Annotated in this window: 19 protein-coding genes; 14 read left to right on the top strand and 5 right to left on the bottom strand. The window is 41.9% G+C overall.

The window, feature by feature from the left end; translation table 11 throughout:
- Nucleotides 1–17: 17 nt before the first annotated feature.
- Nucleotides 18–149: a hypothetical protein gene (locus tag L1068_RS03210; protein WP_343221837.1), complete on the top strand. Its 132-nt coding sequence runs from the start codon at nt 18–20 to the stop codon at nt 147–149.
- A gap of 54 nt (nt 150–203) precedes the next feature.
- Here the strand turns inward: L1068_RS03210 and L1068_RS03205 are convergent, their stop codons facing one another.
- Entirely contained in the window at nt 204–8,366 is an 8,163-nt protein-coding gene (locus L1068_RS03205; RefSeq protein WP_237129049.1) for a tandem-95 repeat protein, read from the bottom strand.
- A gap of 432 nt (nt 8,367–8,798) precedes the next feature.
- Between L1068_RS03205 and L1068_RS03200 the strand changes: the two genes are divergently transcribed.
- Nucleotides 8,799–9,056, top strand: a complete 258-nt coding sequence (locus L1068_RS03200) for a hypothetical protein (protein ID WP_237129048.1) — start codon at nt 8,799–8,801, stop codon at nt 9,054–9,056.
- Between the two features lie 631 nt (nt 9,057–9,687).
- Here L1068_RS03200 and L1068_RS03195 read toward each other — a convergent pair.
- On the bottom strand, nt 9,688–10,038 hold the full coding sequence (locus L1068_RS03195) for a class II glutamine amidotransferase (RefSeq protein WP_237129047.1): 351 nt from the start codon (nt 10,036–10,038) through the stop codon (nt 9,688–9,690).
- 252 nt (nt 10,039–10,290) lie between these two features.
- On the opposite strand from L1068_RS03195, the gene L1068_RS03190 reads away from it, so the two are divergent.
- The 6 genes from L1068_RS03190 (at nt 10,291) to L1068_RS03165 (ending at nt 13,786) form a co-directional block, all read left to right on the top strand.
- A complete protein-coding gene (locus L1068_RS03190) occupies nt 10,291–11,085 on the top strand; it encodes a polysaccharide deacetylase family protein (protein ID WP_237129046.1) in 795 nt (264 codons plus the stop codon).
- A gap of 186 nt (nt 11,086–11,271) precedes the next feature.
- Nucleotides 11,272–11,586 (top strand): hypothetical protein, encoded by a 315-nt coding sequence (locus L1068_RS03185; protein WP_237129045.1) that lies wholly within the window; start codon nt 11,272–11,274, stop codon nt 11,584–11,586.
- A 4-nt stretch (nt 11,587–11,590) separates the two neighbouring features.
- Nucleotides 11,591–12,460 carry an alpha/beta fold hydrolase gene (locus tag L1068_RS03180; RefSeq protein WP_237129044.1) on the top strand — a complete coding sequence of 290 codons (870 nt, stop codon included), beginning with the start codon at nt 11,591–11,593 and terminating at the stop codon, nt 12,458–12,460.
- Between the two features lie 43 nt (nt 12,461–12,503).
- The gene (locus L1068_RS03175; protein ID WP_237129043.1) at nt 12,504–12,749 is read left to right on the top strand and encodes a hypothetical protein; all 246 of its coding nucleotides are present in this window, start codon (nt 12,504–12,506) and stop codon (nt 12,747–12,749) included.
- A gap of 26 nt (nt 12,750–12,775) precedes the next feature.
- A complete protein-coding gene (locus L1068_RS03170; RefSeq protein WP_237129042.1) occupies nt 12,776–13,114 on the top strand; it encodes a GNAT family N-acetyltransferase in 339 nt (112 codons plus the stop codon).
- A 66-nt stretch (nt 13,115–13,180) separates the two neighbouring features.
- A complete protein-coding gene (locus tag L1068_RS03165) occupies nt 13,181–13,786 on the top strand; it encodes a DUF998 domain-containing protein (protein ID WP_237129041.1) in 606 nt (201 codons plus the stop codon).
- Nucleotides 13,787–13,858: 72 nt separating this feature from the next.
- Here L1068_RS03165 and L1068_RS03160 read toward each other — a convergent pair whose 3' ends face one another.
- Together L1068_RS03160 and L1068_RS03155 are read right to left on the bottom strand one after the other, a co-directional pair.
- Complete coding sequence (locus L1068_RS03160; protein ID WP_237129040.1) at nt 13,859–14,329, bottom strand: nucleoside deaminase; 471 nt, start codon at nt 14,327–14,329, stop codon at nt 13,859–13,861.
- The gene (locus L1068_RS03155; protein ID WP_237129039.1) at nt 14,313–15,008 is read right to left on the bottom strand and encodes an NAD(P)H-dependent oxidoreductase; all 696 of its coding nucleotides are present in this window, start codon (nt 15,006–15,008) and stop codon (nt 14,313–14,315) included. The genes L1068_RS03160 and L1068_RS03155 overlap by 17 nt, the downstream gene beginning before the upstream one ends.
- Before the next feature lie 118 nt (nt 15,009–15,126).
- Between L1068_RS03155 and L1068_RS03150 the strand changes: the two genes are divergently transcribed.
- From L1068_RS03150 to L1068_RS03125, 6 genes are all read left to right on the top strand, one after another.
- Nucleotides 15,127–15,975 (top strand): LysR family transcriptional regulator, encoded by an 849-nt coding sequence (locus L1068_RS03150; RefSeq protein ID WP_237129038.1) that lies wholly within the window; start codon nt 15,127–15,129, stop codon nt 15,973–15,975.
- Between the two features lie 403 nt (nt 15,976–16,378).
- Nucleotides 16,379–17,065, top strand: coding sequence for a hypothetical protein (locus L1068_RS03145; protein ID WP_237129037.1), 687 nt, complete (start codon nt 16,379–16,381; stop codon nt 17,063–17,065).
- Entirely contained in the window at nt 17,065–17,541 is a 477-nt protein-coding gene (locus L1068_RS03140; protein WP_237129036.1) for a hypothetical protein, read from the top strand. The genes L1068_RS03145 and L1068_RS03140 overlap by 1 nt, the downstream gene beginning before the upstream one ends.
- Nucleotides 17,542–17,630: 89 nt before the next feature.
- Nucleotides 17,631–18,623 (top strand): tetratricopeptide repeat protein, encoded by a 993-nt coding sequence (locus L1068_RS03135; protein WP_237129035.1) that lies wholly within the window; start codon nt 17,631–17,633, stop codon nt 18,621–18,623.
- 179 nt (nt 18,624–18,802) lie between these two features.
- Nucleotides 18,803–20,920 carry a methyl-accepting chemotaxis protein gene (locus L1068_RS03130; RefSeq protein ID WP_237129034.1) on the top strand — a complete coding sequence of 706 codons (2,118 nt, stop codon included), beginning with the start codon at nt 18,803–18,805 and terminating at the stop codon, nt 20,918–20,920.
- Between the two features lie 186 nt (nt 20,921–21,106).
- The gene (locus tag L1068_RS03125) at nt 21,107–21,283 is read left to right on the top strand and encodes a hypothetical protein (RefSeq protein WP_237129033.1); all 177 of its coding nucleotides are present in this window, start codon (nt 21,107–21,109) and stop codon (nt 21,281–21,283) included.
- Between the two features lie 68 nt (nt 21,284–21,351).
- Here the strand turns inward: L1068_RS03125 and L1068_RS03120 are convergent, their stop codons facing one another.
- Complete coding sequence (locus tag L1068_RS03120) at nt 21,352–22,545, bottom strand: ROK family transcriptional regulator (protein WP_100915500.1); 1,194 nt, start codon at nt 22,543–22,545, stop codon at nt 21,352–21,354.
- Nucleotides 22,546–22,608: the final 63 nt, after the last annotated feature.

Genomic DNA, 22,608 nt, shown 5'->3' with positions numbered 1-22,608 from the left:
TTAGCGACCTTAATTTAATGCTGCGCTTTAAAGTTGAAAACCTATTTGATAAAGAGTATTGGGTATCGGCTGGCGCAAAAGGCATGGATTGGAACTTAGCGCCGGGTAACGGAGGGCTTGTGTCGTTATCTGCTAATTATAGGTTTTAATAACAAGCGATTAATTAAGCCCAGACTACGCTGGGCTTAATTTATTTACGTGGACTAATACTTTTTACGCAAAATGACTGCATATAAAAGTAAACACAAGAACCAAAGAGGGACACTACCACTTGATTTTTTCTTAGTCACGGGTTTACTTGGCTCAACTGGAGGTGAAAATTTAGTAACTGAAATAGTTACCACAGCCTGTGCTTCATATTGACCGTCGCTAATAGTGTAGGTAACACTCGCTGTGTACTCACCACCAGCGTCTGGCACATACTTCAGTGTATTGTCAGCGTTGATAGAAATAGCACCCTTATCAACCGTTGCTGTAATAATTTGTACTTCATCACCATCAGGATCTGAATCATTAACTAGTACAGCTAAGTTTATAGCAGTTTTGTCATCGGTCGTTGCAACATCGTCGTTTGCGACCGGCGCAAAATTAGCCCTAATTGAAACATAGACATTTGCTGATGCACTGCCACCATTACCGTCATCAATGCTATATTCAATTGTAGCTATGCCATAAAGGTCTTTTTCAGCGGTATAGAATAATTGATTATCAATAATCTCAATATCACCGAAATCAGCACTAGCTGAGCTTATTGTTAGGTTATCATTATCTACATCCGTATCGTTTTGTAACACATCGATAAATGCACTGTCGTTCCATTTCATCGAGAAAGTGTCATCAACAGCAACTGGGGCCTGATTATTGCTGATAGGAACTGCAACACCACTTGGGTCGACAATTGCACCATTAGCGATACCATCAGCATCATTTGGGCCTCCGTCTTCAATCGTGAGCTGAACACACCAGTGACCTTCAGTTAACCCTGGTGTCCAGCTTGTATCACCAGGAGGAGGACAATAGCCAGAGACCCCTTCCGATGAAGCTACCAGATTATTGTCATCGATAACAAAATTTTGCCACTGGTTATTAATGAACTTTCGATATACCGCATTTTGAGGAATAACATGTGTTTGTGGTAAAACCAACTGGACAGGTTGACCAACTTTAGCCATTTCCCAAATAATGAAATCGAAAATTCCACCTGTTGGCGAAGCTTGATCGTCTGGACTAACTTCATTACCAAATATTAGTGCCCCGCCAGATTGATTATCGACTACTGTGCTGCCTATACGTAAACAAGCGCCAGGTTCACTTTCGACTAGAAAACGGTTTTGTTCATTCGTAGAGTTAGGTATAACATTACAGTCATCAATGACATCTTGAAAGTCAGGAATACCATCGCCATCAGTGTCTTTATATCCTTCTTGAGCATCAGGTATTAGATCACCGTCTGTATCAGATATGTTACTGAGCGGAGTCAAATTCTCTTTGATTGTAATATAAACGTCAGCCGTATTTGATAATGACGGTTGACCTGAATCCGTCGCTGTAACCGATACCACATAAACAGCTTCGTCTAGATTGCTGGGGTCAAAGGTGAATGTGTCACCAGTTGTTGAATTATTAGTCAGTGAACTATTCCAATCAAGTAATACTGAATCGTTCAAATTAACATCAAAATAATCAGCTTTAACGGTCACTAAGCCATCATCTTTACCTATGGTTAGCCTATTTTCATAATTTTGAGATACAGTGAGTGAAACATTAGGTGCAATATTACTCTCAGTTATTGTCACTACTTGTTGCTTATTTGCTCCTAAATTAACTCCTGGGGAAAGTGAAATAGTGATTTGTTCATCACCTTCCAATACAGCATCTTCGTATATTTCAACCTCGATTTTCGCTGTTCGCGATGTAAATGAAACTTGGCCTTCGATCAAGCTATGATCGTTTGCATCAGCTGTGCCAGTGACAGAGTAATCTACTGTCAGTGGGTAATTAACAGCGTCACCATTTAAATAAAGGTACGTAGTCAGTGTTGAACCTTCGGAGGTAACAGTATCTTTTTCAATTGAAATAATTGGATGTACCTTAACTATTTGCGTAGCGATGGCGCTTCGACCCTCGCTATCAATAGCTTGCCAATACACCTTATGTGTACCAGGTTTGAACCGTACCTTGTTACCCACTACGGAAACGGCTACGGGGTTCCCATTTACATCTAAGGCAGTAGCGACACCAAGTTCTACCTTTGTAAATAGAGATGTAGCGTTTACTTCGATATTAGCCGGAGGCGATACAGTAGGTAAGTTTTCTGTATTCTGTTGCTTAATATTTAATATTGCTGATCCTTTTGCAATTTCTTGTGCTTCATCTTGAATACTATAGGTGAAGGCGATCTGTTCAGGACTGCCAGAAACTGCGGTATAAAGTAGTTGGTTGTTTTTGATAACAACATTCCCTATCTCTGTTTTCGCTCCAACAACAGTAAGCGTATCGCCATCAACATCAATGTCGTTTGCAGTAACATTAAGTAGATATTGCATTGTGTCTGAATAAGTTAACGATACGATATCTGCAATAGCTTCTGGTTTGTCATTAACAGGTTTAACGTTAATTGTCACTGTTGCAGGCTTTGAACTAAGTTCAGAGTCTTTAGCAATAAAGGTGAATTGATCATTCCCATTAAAGTTTTCAATTGGTGTGTATATTAAAGTGTCACCTTGCAGCTCGATAGTTCCGGACAATGGCTCAGTGACAACTTCAAAACTTAGTTTGTCGTTATCGCTATCATTACCTGTTAAAGTGATAGTTTTGACCGTATCTTCATCAAGTTCTACATTCTGGCTATCAGCCACTGGTGCTTCATTGACATTAATTACTTCAATGCTAAACGGCAATAGGGAAGCAGAAAGATCACCGTCACTCACTGATATAACAATGTTAGATGTTGTACCGATGTTATCTACATTGGGTGTTCCGGATAATTCACCAGATGAAGTATCAAATATTGACCAAGTTGGTTGATTGGTTATTGTGAAAGTCAGTTCATCATTATCAGGATCACTCGCTGTTGGAGAGAAACTATATGAAGATCCTGCTTTTACTGTGTTTGGTGCAAAGCCCGAAATAATGGGGGCTTCATTAGCTTTCAACACTTTGATACTAAATGGTGGCAGAGAAGCAGATAGCTTACCGTCACTTACCGAAATTACGATGTTTGAGGTTGTACCGATATTGTCTGCATTCGGTGTGCCAGATAATACACCAGATGCAGTATCAAATGCTGACCATGATGGTTTATTAACAATTGAATAAGTTAATGTATCGCCATCTATGTCAGTTGCTGTTGGGCTAAATAAATATGTTTCCCCTTCGTTGATAGCAGTAGTTGGTGTGCCACTAATTGACGGCGCTCTGTTTGTTGGCGGAGGAGGCGGTGCAGCAGCAACATCAAACGTTATCGTTTGCGTTAATACTGAAAATACTGTGCCATCATTTACGCTAAATACCATAGTTGCATAACCGCTTCCACTTTCACCAGTAATTGGAGAATACTTCATTAAGTTAGCACTAATATCGGCGATACTGATCACATCCCCGTTGCTCACTAGATTACTATTTAACGTAAGAGACCCTTTTAAAGGAACTGTCGCAACTCTAACAGACTGAAGACTATCACCAAGATCAACGTCGTTAAAACCAAAGTCGGTGGCATTAAATGTGTGGGTGCCGTTGTAGCTAACGTTTATAATATTGTCTGATGCTGTTGGGCCATCATTCACTGGGGTTATATCGATATTTACACTACCTAAATCGGTGTTGGTGCCGCCGTCATTCACGCTTAAGCTTATGGTGGCCGCATTATTGCCTGCGAGGTTATTGCCTGGTGTATGAGTGATATTGTCACCATTGAGGTACGTATCGATAGCGGCGATAGTGCCGGTTAAAGTAAGTGCCGATGAGGCGCTACCGCCTATGGTAACGCCTCCACCAGTGGTTGCTGTTAACGTACCAGCACTGGCGGTTAAAGTAAGTACAACATTACCGAAAGTATCGACATCCGACAGGGTCGCTGCGGATAAATCCAGATAAGCAGCTGTATCTTCAGTAAAGCTAACATCGCTGATTAATCCTGCTAGTTGCGGTGCGTCGTTGATGGCTGTAACCACCACGCTTACATCAGCACTATCGTTCCCTTGACCATCGGAGACGGTGATGTTAATGGTACGCGTAGATTCTGATGGGTTCTCCCCCGTTGCTTCAAAGGTTAAGGCTCGCAGTAGTGACTGCACTAATGCGGGTGTTGAGAGTGCACTCAAGTTAATGACAAAGTCATTGCCTGCGGCAATATTATTCACCAAAGTACCAATCACTGTACCAGAAACTGAAAGGTTAGAACCTGCAGTAGTGCCGGCTAAACTTACTACCCCGCTGGTATCCACCGACAAGACGTCACTTGCGGCATCTGCATTATTAGTAACACTCACGGTTACTGTGCCGCCATTGAAATCGACAGAGTCGGCATCTGTGAGAGTAGCATTGCTGCCAGCGTCTAATAATACAGTTCCCCCGCCTTCTGAAGCATTGACGCTATCGCTGTTTAAGTTACCAATTACGGGTGGATTTGGTGTAACACTAATAGTAAAGCTACCGCTGTCGTCAGCGTCGCCGCCGTTGGCAATGCCATCTGCATCGTTGAGCGTCAGAGTGAAGTCACGATCGCCTAGTGCCGACGGTGCTTCGTAGTGTAAGTTTTGCAGTAGGGTCTGTACCAGCGCGTTGGTGGCATTGACGCCAAGGTTGATGGTGAAATCATTGCCGCCTTGGCCGTCGTCGGTGACATCTACCGAACCAATCGACGTACCTGATACTTGAATATCTTCTCCCGCGCCGACGGTGGCATCGCCGCCCGAGGTCACTGTTGTGCCGTCAACAAGCCAATTGCCATTAGCGGTGCCGGTGGTTTGCGCCAAGGTGAGAAAGCCACTGTTGTAGTCAGTGCTGTCAGCATTGGCGACGGCAGCGTCGGCAAAGCCACTCAACGCCTGGGCACTATTACCGGCCACTATTTGACTGGTCTCAGTATATACGTTACTCACTATTGGGGCATCGTTTACACCAGTTACTGACACAGTTGAAGTCAAGTTTGGTGTGGTTGCATTATTACCGCCATTATCTGTGCCGCCACTATCGGTGGCGCTGGTGATGGTTACGACTCGATTCCCTGCAGTGGTTGGGTTATCTGAACTGTTGCGATAGGTGAGTGCGTCTACAAGCGTCTGTAATTGGGCCTCTGTAAGCGTGGCACCGCTAAACGATACGGTGGCGGTGCTGCCTGTGACAGACACATTGATTGTTAGGCCATTAGTGGCTGAAGTCACAGAATTACCATTCGTTAAAGCTACGTTTGATCCATCGAATGAAAGAATTTCTGAAGAATCATCAGAGACATTGGATACGGTGACTGTTAGGGCAGAAAAAGTCTGCCCAGTTTCAATGGTGTCCGTACTAACGGTATTAAATAGATCCTGTGCACCAGAGCCCTCAATAAAGATCGGGTTGCCGCCGGTAGCGCTTATAGACGGTGCATCATTTATATCTGTGCTATTGACGGTGGTGGTACCACCACTGCTTAAAGCGCCATCACTAAAAGTGAAGTCCAATTGTATATTCGATGACAGGTCGTCACCGTTGTTGCGGTAAAAAATTGCTTGTAACACCTCATTAATTAAAGCTGCTGTTGGAATTGTGCCGTTATTAGCAAAGGTGATTTGGAGTTGACCATCTCCAGTGTTGGCAATTGTAGCAATCACATTTCCGCCAGCGCTTATTGTTCCACCGCCGTTAGGGCCACCAACCACAGTTAAGTTACCGCTGGTTAATACACTGAAGATGTCTGAGGCGTTTGCGCCACCATTTCGAGCAATTGTTAAGCTAGAGCCTGAGTAATCACCATCACCACCATTTAAGGTATCGAACTCCAGGTCGCTGATACTTGCATTTGCATCCAGCTGCACAGCAGCTGCACCTTCGGTATAGTTGGGTGTACCGTCCAGACCGGTAAATACTGGCGTATCATTCACCGCATTTATGGTCACACTGGCGGTATCTGAGACGCTGGAAAACGGCGTTGCGTTGCCGGTCGTTGAGGCATTGGTGGTCCCGCCGGCGCTGCCAGAAGATTTATCCCATGCATGGAAAGTAAGGGTAGCTGTGCCGTTGTAGTTGGTAGTGGGTACAAAACGAATCAAGTTCGCGCTGTCTAACAATACTGCGTTTACTGTGATGTCGATAACAGAGCCAGAAGGATTTGTAAATGTGCTCCAGCTAACGCCATTATTAGTGGAATATTGCCAAACGCCGTTGGTATTATCGACTTGTGTTACTACTATGGCTTCCACCGCGCCGCCATCGACATCGGTAATCGAACCATCCACCACTATAGCTGCAATGCTGGTACCGGGGTTGTTGGCGTTGTTTGCACCGTCGTCATCGCCATCGGTACCAGAGCCATCGTCGTCACCAGCGTCTTCATCGATAGCGGTTAATACCGGTGACTGAGCAGCATCCAAACTTGGTGCATCGTTAGCGGCAGTGATGTCGGCGTTGACGCTGCCGAGGGCAACGTTGCCCGAACCGTCTCCGTCATTGGCAGTTATGGTAAAAGTTGAAGCGTCATTGCCGCTGTCGTTGGCTGCTCCCGTCCATTGTATGTTGCTGGCCGTGTCCAGGTAGGTGTTGATGTCTGCAGCTGTCCCGACGAGCGTAATCGTGGTGGCGTTGACCAGTGTTTCTGTGACACCGCCGCCAACACCTGCACCATCGGCTGGAGCGGCAAAGGTTCCTTCACTCGCCGTAATGGTCACGGTGAGTGTGGTACTATCCACATCTTCAAATAAAACGGACGACAGATCAACGTTGCCTTGAGAGTCTTCGGTAAAGGTGATATCGCTCGGCAGCCCTGTCGCTGCAGGATCATCGTTGACATCTGTTATATCGGCATTGATTGTGCCAAGGGCCACATTACCCGAGCCATCTCCGTCGTTGGCCGTGACAGTGAAGGTAGATGTATCGTTGCCATTGTCATTTGGTACGCCGGTCCAGCGGATGTTGCTGGCAGTATCCAGATACGTGTTGATATCTGCGGCAAATCCAGTGAGCGTGATAGTAGTGGTGTTAACTAGTATTTCCGTGACTCCGCCGCCAACACCTGCGCCATCGGCGGGGGTAGCGAAGCTGCCTTCGTTGGCCGTGAGGGTGACGGTGATGTTGCCGCTGTCCACATCCGCGAAAGTCGCTGCTGACAGATTCACATTACCCTGGGTATCTTCCGTAAAGGTAATGTCGCTCGCCAGCCCTGTCGCTGCAGGATCATCGTTAACTGCAGTGATGTTAATGGTGACGGTATCGGCTGTACCGTTGGAAGTGCCATCGTTAGGCGTCACCGTCATTGTGGCGGCGGTGGTGTCATTTGACGCTGTAGTGAACAGTATATTGCTAGTATTGTTGAGGAAGGTATTTAAATTAGCGGCGCTGCCTGCCAAAGTCATGCTAGCGGTACCCGAACCGGTTACAGTAACGCCACTGGCGGAACCATTACCGCCAAGCGCTGCAAGGGTGCCGCGATCGACACTCAGCGTTAGAGTAATGGGGTCGTCCAGCTCGGCATCGGATATGTTATAGGCGGATAGATCAACTGCCGTGGCCACATCTTCCGTGGCGGTATCGTCAGCAGGGGTGCCGCCAAGCGTTGGCGCTGTATTCGGGGCAATGGCGTTATCAATAATGATGTTGTTGATGGAGGCATAGCCTGAGCCATCGTTGAAATATATCCGCACTTCATCGACATATTGATAATGAGAGTTGGCGGATAAATCTTGGTTAACGCGGGACGTGTTGCTATTAGCATTAAAACTGACGGTACTGCTGGCCACCATTGCGCCGTTACGGTAAGCAACGATGTTCATGGCTTCGCCGGTTTGACCACCCCAATCGTAAAAATCGAAACCATTAAACTTAAACTCCGAACCGTCATTACTTTTGACGGCAACGCCGCCCCATCCGGTGAAGTACGAGTTGAAATCGACGGTCAGTCCGCTAAAGCCATCACTACTGCCCAGGCTAGCGCTGCTAAACCAGTTCATACTGTTGGTTTTAGCGCCACTGGAGTCGTCAATATTGAAGATCTGAATGGTGATACCGGCGATATTGGTACTACCGCCTTCACCATCCTCGGCAATATGGTCTGTGTCCCAGTTACTATCATTACTATTAAAAGTTAGGGTTGTTGCTGCCGCGTTAGCTTCGAAGCTATACGAGGCTGACAATGCCAACAGGCAAATACTCGGAATAAATGATTTCATTTGTAACCTTTTGGATCAGCTTTCACAGCAATGATCGTTATCCATGTAAAAGTCTTTCTGTACCGCTTTTATTAAGTTAAACCTTAATTAGGTACATGATTTTATTATCTTTTAATTATAAAACAAATTTAGGGCCTTTACCTTAAAATAAAAACCTCATAAATAAACATGTGGAGCAAAAAGTTGACCAGCTAAGTGCAGGCAACATATGTTACAGCTTGAATTTTAGTCACTACTTTAGCGTTTGGCGAACAAGCGTTTACATAAAAGTTTAGTAAGTCATTGCTAAAGCCTTTTTAATGTTTAAAAAGAGATCAAGCATAATATAATAATTGTTTGTTTTATGATTTTTATGAAATACATCTTATTACACGTAACATTCGTTGTTTGCGAATAGTATGGTTGCCAAAGCAAGTTGTTTAGGTATCGCAAATGGATATGCCACTTTCCGTATTTTTAGAGTCTAAAGGCACTAGTAGAGCAAAAGCGGCTTTACTTACCAAAGAATTAAAGCCCGTAATCTTTAAATTTAACACGCCGTTGTTAGCCCAAGGTGAGCACTGGCAAGATTTTTATGTTATCTCACACGGACTTGTGCGTCTGTACTACCTCGACTCAGAGGGTAAAGAATCAAATAAAGGTTTTTTGGCGAAGGTGACATATTGGCACCAATTGCGCCGTCGGCAATAACAGGCCCATCGAATTTTTATGTTGAAACTCTGACTGAGGTGCATGGCTACCATATGACTTATGCGAAAGTAGTTGAGTTATTAAAAGATTGCAGCATTAGTCAGTGCTTATTTCATTGCTTAACAGCGCAATTGTTATAAGACAAAATAGAGCGCGAATTAATGTTTTTGCAGCAAGACGCGAAAAAACGCTACGCTTACTTTTTAAATAAATACCCAACACTTTGTCAACAAATACCGCTTAAACACATCGCTTCGTATCTTGGTATGACAGACGTTACCTTATCGCGTGTAAAAAACAAAAATTAATGCCTTATCAAATGTTAAGGCGAACGTAGGTTAATCAAATCACACTATTGCTACATTTACTTTGTAGGAATAGTTATGAAAAATTTACTCAACTGCCAAATAGTCATCTTCTGCTTGTTTTTTAGTTGCCATGTATTGGCAAAGAAACAGGTAAACACAAGCGCGTTAGACTGATTGAATACCAAAATGAATGGGTATCGCCAAAAGGCACACTAAGAAACTTATTGGTTAAAGATAAAAAGGCATTTGCACAGGCTATTAGCCAATCTCAGCAATTATTAGCAAAAGCGCGTCAGCATCAAATACATATTGTACACGTCACATTAAAACCAGTTCATAAAGGTGTATTTTTGATAATTGAATGGGTGGCAATTTGCTTGCGAGACAGGCATACCAACAGATGCGTCACGAACATGGGCAAAAAAGCACTGGCTGCGCACTTTGCTCGCAATTTGTTGCAAGTTTTGATTGCTCCACGCAGGCTCAATGCTGACAAATCGCGCAGGAAAAGGGTCGTTGTGAGTTGGGTACCAACTTAAGCCAAATCCATCGCCATTGAGTGGCTTTTTACGCTTTTTCGCATCTTTACTTTGTTCAATAAGCGAATTCGTTGGCGAAATAATAATATCGTTTAAAGTGACTTCTTCACCTTTATACGCAATAAAACGACACATAAATTTATCCAAAAAAACTTTTTACACTATAGGCGATTTTTAAAAATTTCATACAAAAATATGCACGGTTACCACTGATTTTCTGTTATTTACAGTAAACGTGAAGGGAAAAGGCAAAAAGATTGTTTTTATGGTGTTTAAGGGCACTAAAATATGGTGTTTAAAACTCAGTTTATACAAATTTTTTTCACTTGTATTTACTAAAATGGCTGGTTAGTTTGTGTCTAACTTATTCTTTTTATAGTGTGTTTTATGCGACTTATTTCTTCTTTTGCAATTTGTGTAACGTTATCGAGTTTCGCGTCAGTTGCTGGTGATTTTTACCCCAATAACGCGCAGCATGCGGTTAGTTTGAGCTTTGACGATGCGCGCCGCTCCCAAGCTGATGTTGGGCTGCCAATTTTAGATAAACATAACGTTAAGGGCACGTTTTACTTGATGCCAGTGCAAATGAAAGGCAAAGAAGCTAAGTGGCAAGCCACCGCTAAAGCGGGGCATGAAATTGCGAATCACAGTGCTAGCCATTTATGTACGGGCAATTTTCGCTGGTTACGGGAAAAGAACAAAGGGCTAGAACAAGTCGATTTGCTATTTATCGAAAAAGATATTGAAACAGCGCAACAGCAAATTGAGCAAATTACAGGTGTGGCTCCTGTGGGTTATGCCTATCCATGTGGTCATAAATTTGTGGGCCGCGGTGAATCGGTACAAAGCTATGTGCCGCTGATTGCTAAGTCATTTGAATACGGCAGAACATGGAATGATGAAACGGCAAATGACCCGCATTATTATGACACAGCACAAATCCGCGCGTTTGATATCGATAATAAATCGTTTGAAGAAATAAAGGCGATTATCGAGCGGGCTAAATTTGATGATGCGTGGATAGTACTTGCCGGTCACGAAGTTGGTGATAGAGCGCTCTACACTATCGATAGCAAGGCATTAGATCAGTTAATCGTATATTTAAAAGATCCTAAAAACGGCTTTTGGCTAGCACCCGTTGCTGAGGTAAATCAGTATATTCAGCAAAAACGTACTCGGTAATCGTTACTTTAAACCTAATAGCGCTTGAGTCCTCTTTTCAAGCGCATAACGTAACCTTTTTAAATCGATAGTAAATAAGTTTTTTCTTGTTAAAGTTCTAAAAAAATTAGCAAAAATAGGTGTTTAGGTAATTACTTTAAGCTTTTTTGCTAATGACCTGTAGTTTTTAGTGAGACAAGGATAAATATGGATATTGAAGTTTTCCGACCTAAACAGTTCCAAGATATGGCGCGAGATTACAAACTATTTGCCGATGGTAAACAAGTTGCTGTGATTAAACGAGGTAAAACTCAAACCGTGTCGCTGCCTGCGAAAACCCAAGTTATTCAAGCAAAAATCGATTGGTGTAGCAGTGCTGAGGTGAAAGTGAGTGAATTAAGTGGCACAAAAATCACTGTAAAAAACACATTTGCTAATAATATTATTGAAGCAATGTTTTTCGCTTGGTATTACATTTCATTCGGTAAAAACAGGTATTTAACCATCGAAAGCAGCAATTAATTCGTTGAGTAAAAGTCATTTTTCAAATAACAATTGTTTTGCTGCTGTGAGCATTGCCATAGCGCAAGAGAAAGCGCTGCAACCAACAAAATCAGGATTATTTGAAGTTGGTGGATTTAAGCTGTATTTGACGTGTTATGAAAACGATAAACCGACACTCATTATTGAACAAGGTTTTGGTCGTTCAGGCTCTGATGGTGTTTGGCTCGGTAATGTAAAACAGTTATACAGCGATTTTAGTATTTGTTTATACGACCGAGCAGGGTTAGGTAAAAGTGAAAAAGGCCCAGTACCGTTTACTGTTAATGATATGGCGACACGTCTTTACACTTTGCTGCACAATGCTAATGTTAAACCACCATACTATTTTGCTGGTGGCTCGTACGCCTCTTACATTATCACAGCCTTTAATAATCAGTATGCAAACAAGGTGAAAGGCGCGGTGTTTATCGACCCTCCGCCATTTGGTTACTTTTATACAATGGCAACACGCTGGCCGAATAATTTTAAAACAGACGATGAAAACTTAGCGCGTTACTATCACTTTGAGCAAAGTGTGCGTGACCCAATGTTTAAAAAAGTGCCGGAAAATGTCGACCATATCGTAAGCTATCAATCGCTGGTTACGTCAGGCTGTTTTGCAAATAAACCGATTATCGTGTTACGAGCTAAGGCATCGGGTGAACGCTACGACCCGCCTTTTGTACCAGATGATATTGCGCTAAAAATGGATGCGCTTTATGCAGGCGCTGAACACGACTTTTTGGGTCTTTCGAGTCGAAGCGCAATCGTGTATTCAACGTCAAACAAGCATCATCTTCATATTGCCGATGCCGACCTTGTTGTGAAAAGTATCAAGCAGCTACTTGAGTAATTGTTGTTTTATCGGTTAAACAAAAAAGGGATGGTTCGTGTTTATGAAAATAGCGTTTGAAACAGCAACACAAAGTGATGCCAGTAGTCTGGCGGCATTGGTGCTTGATGTATCTCAACAATCGATTTTGCCGTATTTAGAATCTAACGGAAAAAACGCGTATGTTGCTAGTATTCAATCAGATATTAATACTGTGATCGATGGGAGCGAGTATCAAAGCTTTAAAGCGTCGATTAACAATAAACTCATTGGTTTTGCTGCAATGCGTAATACCAATTCACTTAAGTAGCTGATCATCCTAGCGGACTAAATATCATGCTAACTGCGTTAGAATTTATCAATGTAGAACAACTACATAAGAAAAACTCCGCCTTGTTATCATTTCATTTATCCAGCGCTATCCCTGATCTCATACTTAACAGAATTGGTATAACGCACTTGTTTGTCGATAATCAGTATCAGGCATTTGGCATAGGTAAAGCATTACTTGCACGGCTAATGACAACCTCACACACCGGCGAAGTAAGTTTAAAAGCATCGTTAAATGCGGTTTCTTTTTATGAGTCTCAAGGTTTTGTGGCAACAGGCTCTGAAATGAGTGTAAATGGAATTCGTTTTGTGCCAATGGTTTGGCAAAATACGCACAGTAAATAACGCTTTTTGAAAACGGCATTAGAAAGTGTAAATAAATGGAACTGAAATAGCACAGGGAGGTGGTTTATGTTTGAAAAAATGGCAGTTTATTCAGGACTTATTGCAACCGTCTGGATTGTGTTAGGTGTTTTTATTGCTGGGCGATATTATGCGGGTTATAACCATGCTAAGCAGTTTTGCAGTGAGCTTGGTGCTACGGGTAGCCCAACAGAAAAACTATCACCTCGTATCAATAATTACCCATTGGGTTTACTTTTTTGCCTTTTTGGCTGGTATTTAACTCAATTACCCAATGTATCTTTGCTAGTCACTGGTGCAGGCTGGTGTGTTATTGCGCATGGCCTCGCAACTTGGGTTGCGGGTTATTTCCCGATGGATGCTGATCCTTTTACTGAAAATCCTTCTTTTAACTGCAAAATACACACAGTTTCAGGCATTGTAATGTTGTTGTCGTTACTTGTGGCACCAGTGTTGGTGGCACTTAGCCCAACCAATGATGTCATTTCACATAATTTTAAGGTGTTTTCTTGGATTATGGTCGTCGCGGCCGTTGTATTTTTGTTGACTATGACGCGTGCAATTAATCAGCAAACAAACCCAGGCATTCATCGGCGATTATCTTATGGTGCGCAATTAATTTGGCTAACTGGGTTGTCACTGCAGCTTGGGTAATGTGAATTTAGGTGAAATCATCGCGATAAATTTGTAAAGTTGCAGTGAAATAAGGCGCGTAATGCGCCTTTTTTAACGTTGATTTAGTGTGTTTTGATATTGTTCGAATGGGCGTATTGCATCACTGTTTTGTAAGTAGGTTATGGAAAAATTATCGAGTAATTGTGCATTGATGTTGTCGTAACTCGCGAGATAGTTAAACCCATAGGCGCTTGCTTGATGGCGATCGGTTAAAATTACGATATGCGATATTTTCGCCACATATATCGCCATGTAACAAAGGGCGCATGGTTCACCCGAGGCAATTAATGTGGTGCCTTCAAGACTCAAGCGGCAACATTTTTTCGTTGCACCTCGAATGGCTTGAATTTCCGCGTGAGCAGTGCAGTCGTAACATTCTGACTCCTGGTTCACACCAGTACTTAATATTTCACCTTTGTCATCAAGGATCATGGCTGAAAAAGGTAAGCCAGCTTGTGCCACGTTTTTCTCTGCGAGCGAAATTATGGCACTTATGTGACTTTGATTAAACTGCGTTGGCATGCTGTATTTCCTGTTGTTGCGTACTTAATGTCTTTGCCAGTTCGGCTGCATCGTGATGCGCTTTGGTAACGGAATCTTGGTGCCTTTTATCGTTGAATTCTTGATACTCAGAGGCAATTTCAAACATCACTTGTACCCCTAAATATTTCGATAAGGTTTGAATATGTGGTGTGAGATGTGAGTGCGCTTCGTTGACCTCGCCTTTACCAAAACCAAACTCGCCACATGAGGTGATCAGCACTAAGGTTTTTCCACTAAGTAAAGGTCTTAGAGGTTGATCGCCACGGGCTAAATCAAAATCAAACGTTTTATTGATGCGAATGATTTGGTCGAACCATGCTTTTAACTGTGCTGGCATGCCGTAATTGTACATAGGTGTTGACATTAAAATGATATCGGCGCGCGTTAGCTCATCAATTAGGGTATCTGACAGTTGTAATTGTTGGTGTTGCGCTGCACTTCTTTTGTCACTTGGCGTAAACACGGCGCCAATCCAATCTTGGGAAATAAAATGAGGTGGATTTACACCTACATCACGGTAAATATATTCATCTATCTGATTACTTTCTCGCCAGCTGTCTAAAAATGTTTTAGCAATGTTTTTAGACAGTGAGTTGTGTGCGGGATTATCGTTATCTATCGCTCTAACGCTTGAATCTATGTGTAGTATTGTGGTCATGATGTTTCCTTTATTAAAATTGTGTGTTGAATAATGCGTTTCTAGCTGGCTTTGGACAAACGATTTGATATCATTTACAGGTGAGTAAAACTTATTTATAAACAGGAGGGATTAGGCTTTGCAAGTATCGTTACAAGCGTTAAAAGCATTTGATGCGGCGGCGCGTCATGGCAGTTTTAAACTAGCAGCAAGTGAGCTTGCATTAACGCCAACTGCAATTTCGCATCATGTAAGTAAGCTAGAAGCGCGTTTAAATACCCAATTATTTGTGCGTAAAACGCGAAAAATAGAATTGACCGAATTAGGAAAACGCTTAGCACAAGCAACTAATTCGGGTTTTCAAACAATTGCACAGGCGTTAGATGAAATCACGCATATTGGAAAGTTGGTTAATGTAAACACGACATCGTCATTTGCTGCCTCGGTGTTGTTACCGTCGCTCGCAGAGTTCAACGCAAAGCATGGTGATATTGAGGTTGCGATTTCAACGGGAGAGAACGTTGAGCATAATCAATATGCTGTGGCTATTCGTTTAGGCGATAAACGCGTTGTGAATAGCCAAGATATTTTGCAGTGCGATGTATTTAATGTGTATCGCGCCAAGTCGGCAGGCGAGCAATGCAATCGAGCCTCGTTAAGCCATATTTATACCTGTAAATGGAAAAATCCCGCTTTACCGCCTGTGCCATTAAATGAATGGTGTAACCAAAATGGCATAACGCAAACCTTAGCATTAACCCAATACGATCAAGAGCTTTTTGCTCTGCAACAGGCCATAGCTCATGGCGGGTATGTGTTTTGCTCACAGACATTAGCCAAAAGTTATGTGGCACGTGGAGAATTGTGTGAGCTTACTACTTTGCCTGTCAGGTCTGACCTTTGTTATTACATTCCCAATAAAAGTTCGTTGGCGACGCTTCCGGCCCGTTTGTTTAGTGAGTGGTTAAGTAACCTGATCTCGAGATAGTAAATTACTTTCTAGCAGCTACTTTTACTTATTACTGCGTTAAACTTGTTTGCAATAGGCTCGCTATTGACGCACAAATTTGCCTTGTACCAAGAAAAACTATCAAGCTAGAAGGTATGAAACAACATAGCTCATATATTTCAAATGTTTAGTTAACTTTTTAACCCGAGTTCAGGTTAAGTGACTTGATGTCGGCATAACATTGTACTTTTTTCGCTGCCATTTTTAGTTATTACCGCGTTAGTTAAGAATTTAACGTATGTTTTTGTAGGGTAGTTTAATTGCGCTTAGTAACCTTTTTTTCAGTTAAAGCGATGTTTGTGGTAATCTTTTCCGGTATTAAGCTTGGCTCTGTTTCTCTTTGTGACTAGGGTCTACAGTCTCAATTGTAATGGTTGAAATAATGGATTATCAAACTCTGCCCAAATTGGTCAGACGCCTGCTAAAAATAACGGCAAATGGCAATGCTAGTTTGCCATCAAGACGTCAAATGACCACCAAATTGTTTGCATTGGTTACGCTTGTGCCTGGTATTGCGAGTGTGGTGATGGCAATTGCATTGCATCAAACAAGCAGACTCGCTTTTATCATTTCGGCTATTTTCTTTTGTGGCATTTCATTGCTGCTATTTGGTCGAAAACGATTATTGGAGTTTGATAGCGCCACGCAACAAGTTTGTTTATCAACATCACTTTGGCATTTTTTCCAAAAACGACGTGCGATAGCACCTTTTAGTGCGCTGGCATGCGAATTAACAAGCCTTGGAACTAAAGGACCGTATCAAATAACCATTGCAGAGCAAAACTATGTGTTTGATGACTATCAAGATGCCTACGCTTTGTTGGCGTTTTTGTCTTCGCACTATAAATTTCCGGTAACAGAAAACATCTCAAATTGGCCTAACAAAACCCCGCTTAGCTTTGACAATAGGCAGACTGCTGATATTACGCCACTTGACCAAACTGAAACACTCAGTAATAAAAGCGATGTGTATATTGAAATCTGGGATCGTAAATCAATCATTAGGTTGTCACTGCCGTTTTTCTTTTTTACCGTGCTCGCGGGTTTGATTAAATACGGGGTGCTTTGATGTACTTTAAAAAGCTATCACATGATGAGGCGGTGTATCGTGTCACCGGTATTGCTAAGCTATTATTAAAACTGCTGAGTTTGCTTTTATTACTCGTTGGTATCTTAAGTGTTTTAGGTTCTGACTCAACTAGGTCTTTACCAATTTGGGTATCTGGCTTTTTTTGTTGGCTGGGCTGGATTGGTGTTTTTGGCGGCTATGTTTGTCGTATAAATTTAAGCTCACAAACAATTCAACTTAAGGCGAGCAACCTATACACCGTTTTCAACCGTGTTTATTATCTCACTGAAATAAAGGGTTTTAGAGCAATGACTGCTCAAGCTGCAACTCAGAGATACCGTGTTTACATGGTTTTAAACGATGGCACTCATGTTGCGGTGGCAAACCCCAAAGAACGAGGTTTAGCGGTAAACGTGTGTAAAAATATGGCAGAGTTTACTGGTAAACCTTATGAAAATAATTTGCCAGAGTTATAAGGTTTATTGATGCTATGTGTTATACCTAAATAGGTTGATGTAATTTTCGCAATACTGTTTGGAGTCTTCGATTGCGCATAGTCTGTTTGATGTTTTTATTTTTTTCACCTTTTTTATTTGCTGATTCAATAGATGAGCGATTAAAAGAGGCTGAGGATTATTTAACTGTAAAACCGTCAGAAAGCTATCGCATTCTTCAACAAATAGCACACAGTGACAAGCTAACTGAAAAGCAACAAATCGAATGGCATTTGTTACAAATGAGAGCGTCTTTGCCGCTAGGAAAGCTCGAGAACTTGATTTCATCTGTCGAAGCTATTTTTAAGTATAAAAATACTAACGGCTTTGCTGATCATGTTACAACAGTAACCAGTGCCTTAGGTATTTGGCTTAGAAGAAACAACTACTTACGCGATGCTGAAATAAGCTTTAAATGCTCCTATGAAAATGCAAAAAATGACCGACTGCGTTTAATCTTAAATAACAGCCTCGCTTTACTCGCGCGCCAAGCAAATGACTTGCCACGGGCAAAATCATTATTTGAATATTCTGCTCGTTTAGCAAAAGCGACAAAAAATACCAATATGATGGCGGTGATAAGTAACAACCAAGGTCTAATCGCACTTGAAGAAGGGAAAATAAAAGAGGCAGAACAGCGGTTTAGAATCGCTTTAGAATATTATCAATCTATAAACAAACGAGCGGGTAATGTTAGAGCTGGTACATATTTACTTTTTACCTTTGTCACTCAAAAAGAGTTAACGAATTATCAGCGACTATACTTACCAACCTATCAACAGGCAGAAGCATTTCCGAACCCTGCGTTAAACGCGCTATTAGAATGGGTAAATGCCTACTATCTTTTTATTAATAATAATGAGCTGAGTGAAGAGATGCGAAATTCACTCGAAGAGCAGTTTTTACAGGTTAAAGATCGGCGAGAAAAAGCATTAATCATAAAGCATTTGGCTGCGCCAATGGGAATATCTCTTGATCTGCCGCCAGAGCCAAATAATACCGCGCGTTTTGAGGCCCCTTGGTTTGTTGAAGTTAAAAACTGCAACTTTAACGCTGCTGGTTAATAATGCGGAATATAAAAATCAAATTGTTGCAATTGGATAAGCATAGCTTTATTAAGCTTATTGCTATCTAAGTTATGGTAGTTTAAAGAAAAACATGATAATAATTGACTATTGTCATCATATTTTCTCGTATTTTGAATATATTTAACTGAGTATAAAAACAAAGAGTCGCTACATCTATGCATCACCTCTCAATTAAAACAAAATTAATAGCGTTTATCTCAATAACTTTGGCTTTGCTGGTTATTACTTTGGTTGCTATTAGTTGGTCTCAATTAAACACCAACAATGATACGCAAAGCGCTAAAGTACAGGACGTATTGCTTGCTGAAATAAACGATAAGTTAATGGCTAAAACGCAATTTTATGCCACGGAGATTGCGGGTTACATCAATACAGAATATAAAATTCCATTAACTTTGTCGGGTGGCTTAGCAAACACCGCTGAAAATTCACCGTTATCACGTGATAGCGTCTATCAAATGACACGTGGAGCCCTTGCCAAAAACCCTGATATTTCGTCTATTTATGCGCAATTTGAAGCGAATGGTTATGACCAACGTGATAGTGAATTCACCACCGGATTTACGCACTCAGTACCAGGTTCGGGTACGCTTGAAATATACATTACGCGAGAAAACGACGGCAGTTTACTGCAACACCAAGTTGAAGACGCTGCCGAAAAATACTTACATGCTAAAAATGAGTTCGGTTTTCGCGAAAGTGAGTGGTACTTGTGTGCCATGGATACGCGCAAGCCGTGCATTATGGAGCCGTATCTTTATGAAATTGAACCCGGTAAATCGGAATTGATGACCTCGCTGACTGTGCCAATCATTAGTAATAACAAATTTATTGGTTTGGTAGGCAGTGATATTAATTTACCTAAATTCCAATCACTTACCGAGAGCATTTCGCAAAGCCTCTACAATGGGCAAGCCAAAGTGACTATTTTAAGTGATATTGGTTTAGTTGTGGGCTCAAGTCATTATAAAAAGCTGGCGCGCCCGTTAAGCGAATCCCTCACCAATGGCGATGCAACAAACATTATGGCAATACGCAAGCGCCAAGATAATATTGAGATTGGTGAAAATTTAGTTTTTTCTATGCCAATCAATATTAAAGCGGCTAACACTACTTGGAGCTTAATTTTAGAATTACCTAAAAACGTCGCACTTGCCAATGCGGTAGCACTAGCAGAAAGTCAGGCTGAGGCAACCGCGTCTGTGGGCCGCACTATGATGTTTATTGGTATTTTGGTATCGGTAATTGCAATTGCGATTTCAATCGTCATTTTACGCACTATTATCCAGCCAATTACCGATATAAAACAACGCATTGAAAACTTAGCAAGCAGTGAAGGTGATTTAACCGTGAACTTAACGGTTACGCAACACGAAGAACTAATCTCGCTGGCGGCTGGCTTTAATATGTTTACGCAAAAACTGCGAACCATGGTTGATGGCTTAAAAGAGTTGGCGGATAGCTCGTTTAGTCAATCAGCGAATACATCACAGGCTGCGCAGGAAATAAAAGCCAAAGTAAATATGCAACATATGGAAATAGATAGTGTTGTTACGGCGATTAATGAATTGAGTGCGACCGCAAGCGAAGTCGCTCGCTCGTCAGAAAGTGCTGCGATGACCACAAACAATACCAATTTAAAGGTAAAAGAGAGCGAACAAGGTATTGTGGCGGCATCTCACTCGGTTGAAACCATGACTGAATATGTGAGCAGCGCAAAAGAATCAATTGTTGCCGTTGCTCAGCGCAGTAATGATATTACGCATATTCTTGATGTGATCCGCTCGATCGCTGAGCAAACCAATTTACTGGCGCTAAATGCGGCGATTGAAGCTGCGCGTGCCGGTGAACAGGGCCGTGGCTTTGCGGTTGTTGCAGATGAAGTTCGCTCGCTTGCATCAAAAACACAAGAATCAACTAACGAAATTAGTCAATTAATCGATAACTTACAAAGTGAGGTTGGCACATCTGAATCAATTATCGAAAAATCAGTATCGCAAGCCAGCGATGCGATGGCGCACTGTGCTAAAGCAGCATCGCAAATGGGAGAAATGGTGGATGAGCTTGCCCTTATTTCAAATGAGGTAACGCAAATCGCGACAGCAGCGGAAGAGCAAAGTGCGGTAACTGAAGATTTAAGTGCTAACATGACCGGTATTTCTGATGCTGCAGCCGAACTGTCTCAGTTGGCCGATACCGTTGAACAAGCGGCGCAACAACTAACACATTTAGTTGAAGAGAAACACAAACAATTGGGTCAATTAAAAACCTAACACGCTTTGGTGTTTGAGTGAAAAGGCGCGAGTAACTAGATTTGCGCCTTTTCTATTGTACCCCTGTACAACGCTTTATCCTCCGCTTTTACCAAATATCACTTAAATTTACCGCTAAACACAAAGCCAATTTTCAGTTCATGGATCTGCCTATACTAAGCCCATCAACACAACAGGATTAAGACCATGACAGCAGCAGATAACACAACATTCGATTTTGACGTTTCACACCTTGTAGAGGGTGGTATCGCAATTTTTGCATTAGGCGTAACCATTGGCACATTAGTGAGTGCAGGTATGGCAAGTGCAGTAGTTATCGGTTCAGTTGCAGCATTAGCGACATACTTAATTCGTCATAAATAACATTTATAATTTCACAGTTACAGTATCTCAACCATAAAAGCACTTGCCTTCAACCAGCAAGTGTTTTTTTATGCGTCTAATGCGTAAATAAGCGCTTGTAAAGGCGTTGCTTGAAGAGCGGTTGGGCAGTAAAGAATATGATGGTTCTCAAAGCCTAATGCCGCATAAAGTGGTAACGTAGCGATGCCTTTTTGCGTTATTTGGCTAACTTCTGGGGTTTTAATTAAGCGGATAACTTGACGCTCGCCATATTGTGCAATGCTTGGAATGTAAGGGCGAAGCTGCTTGATTAACGTATCGAGTAACCATTCGTTTATATCGCCGCCTAAAATAATCGTTTGGCTATTAAAAATAGACTCTATTGTATGAATCGCGATGCGCATTGGCTCTTCGGCACGATTAACCCAACTTTCAAGAAGCTTATTATCGGCAGTTAAATTCGCCAAAAAATCATCGTGCTTTTGATTATCAATATTGAGCGCCGCTTTTAGCGAATTAAGCGATGAAAAGTCATTTAAACGGCCAAGTTCGCCAGTATCGTTATCCGTTTCGGGAGTAACAAATATATCGCCTAGCGCACCTGTTAGACCGTTTTGACCAAGCAGTATGTCGCGGTTATAAACAACCGATGATTCAACTCGATTGCCTATATGTACATAAACAAAACTTTGTAGCGTTTGAGCTTCACCAAACAACATTTGGTATGCGGCACACGCCGATGCGGTACTTTCTAACGCAACGGGCAAATTTAGACTTTCGGCAAGGGCGACTTGGGTTTCTTTTGCTACTTTGTGCGCATCTAATGCAAAGTTATTGCTATCTTGCATGGCAAGACCTACGGCAAGCACCTTGCTGCTATCGATATTTTCAATATTAACTAAGGTGTTAACTAAATAAGTGGCTTTACTCACCAGCTCATCAGGTGAAAATAGCGTAGTTAAGCTATTGATGCAGTCACCATTGAGTTTAAACATACCCACAAACAACTCATTTTCCATAATGCGAATGGCAATCGAATACGCCGCTTTCTCATTAAAACAGAGCATTTTTGAGGGTTTACCGGCACCTTCGGCTTTTTTTATGCCAACTTCAGACACCAGATCATGCTCCAATAAGGTTTCGACCATATTGGTAATTGTTTGTTTGGTCAGATTAGTATTTCGAGCGATCTCAACGCGGGAGATTGGACCCAAAGCAACAATTTGGGACAGGGCTAAGCGTAAATTAAGCGCTTTATTTTGCTTTGCGTTTGATCCTTTCAAAAGAAATGTCCTGCTTTTATCCCAAAATTCAGAAGTTTAAACGATGATATATTGAGTAATGAT

This window comes from Pseudoalteromonas sp. MMG024, from assembly GCF_021654175.1.
GTDB lineage: Bacteria > Pseudomonadota > Gammaproteobacteria > Enterobacterales > Alteromonadaceae > Pseudoalteromonas.
This window is presented reverse-complemented; position numbering and strand designations above follow the sequence as displayed.